General features: G+C 46.0%; 1 protein-coding gene. It reads right to left on the minus strand.

Annotated features, from left to right (window positions below; translation table 11 throughout):
- Positions 1–17: 17 nt before the first annotated feature.
- Positions 18–1,211: a transposase gene (locus tag AK963_RS29100; RefSeq protein WP_066018738.1), complete on the minus strand. Its 1,194-nt coding sequence runs from the start codon at positions 1,209–1,211 to the stop codon at positions 18–20.
- Positions 1,212–1,304: the final 93 nt, after the last annotated feature.

Genomic DNA, 1,304 nt, shown 5'->3' on the forward strand with positions numbered 1-1,304 from the left:
CAATACTCCGGACACTATTATGCAGCGATAGCACCATAGCTACTTAGCTCCTCATAAGTATTCATGACTTTTTCGTCATTCATTGCCAAGCCTAACTTCTCAAAAACTCTGTGCATCAGGTTCTGATTGGACAACCGACGTTTCCAGCTGGCTATTGATATGACCGTTTTATCTTCAGTATCCTTCTTTTCCCGGTCGGCCAGTTTCAATAGGTTCAGGGCTGCAAATGAGGCATTGATCTGAGTATGAATGGCATCTTTGCTGCAGGACTGGCAATCCATCAACCCTGTATATTGTTTCGCATCCCGAAAGACAAACTCTATCTGAAAGCGTGCCCGGTAATACCGGATGATCGTCATAGCGTCCAGCTCACTGTCCGTTGAGTAAAGCAGGGAAACACCCATTTTATCGCCTCGCTGGATTCTGAGCATGACAACGCGGATTTTGCACCCCAGACACTTTGAATGAACGACAGCAGTATAAACGGACTCGCCTGTTTCCAGCTGACCGATGAACTGGAACCGTTTCAAGTCCTTCTCAAGATTCACTTTGCCATCGTAAATCTTCGGGCGGCCTCTTCCTGAGTACGAACCTTCGTATAACCATTTCAGATCTGCATCATTTCTTAACTTACCCACGATATGCAAACCGGTTTCTGCGACCGCAGTTACGAACCTCTCTTTGAAGTAGTAAGCGTCTACCGCCAGATATTGAATACCTTGCTGAAGAAGTGTTTTGGCCAGACTGACAACTTGTTCCGCATAAAGTTCAACACGGGATTTATTGTCCTCATCAATGGTCTGCTTTGCACCAAGGGCATAAGCCGTATTCGATTTCAGGTCAACAACACCCAGTAAGGATAACTCAAGACCTCGCTCAGACCGGCTGGTACATCCACGCCAGAACTTGCCGAGCCCATCGGTCTTGTTGCCACTTTTCGTCATGAAGCTGGCATCGAGGGCAGCTATTTTTTCGGTTGTATTTGACAGTACGCCGGACAACATCAGCCAGTTGAGCATGAAAAAATCAAAAGCTCGACGATACCATCGTCTGAACCGCTTCTCACTCATCGACGAGTAACGACTCATGTTGAGAAAAGTGGCCTTACCCTGTACGACGATGAGCGCAAAGAGCAGTTGAAAAATGAATGTCTTTTGATGCTTTTTGACCGTGGACATACTGTCCAGAGCAGACTTAACTATGATTTCCATGAGAGGAGGTATCAACAGATAGATTATTAGGATTCTCTACTCTGGTTGATTCCTCTCATGGTTGCCTATTTCGGAAAACTGTCCGGACTATTG

Source organism: Endozoicomonas atrinae, from assembly GCF_001647025.1.
GTDB classification, from domain to species: Bacteria; Pseudomonadota; Gammaproteobacteria; order Pseudomonadales; family Endozoicomonadaceae; genus Endozoicomonas; species Endozoicomonas atrinae.

What these genes read in the sequence shown, in the direction of transcription:
- AK963_RS29100 (WP_066018738.1), bottom strand. Translation starts at nt 1,211, where the DNA reads ATGGAAATCATAGTTAAGTCTGCTCTGGACAGTATGTCCACGGTCAAA.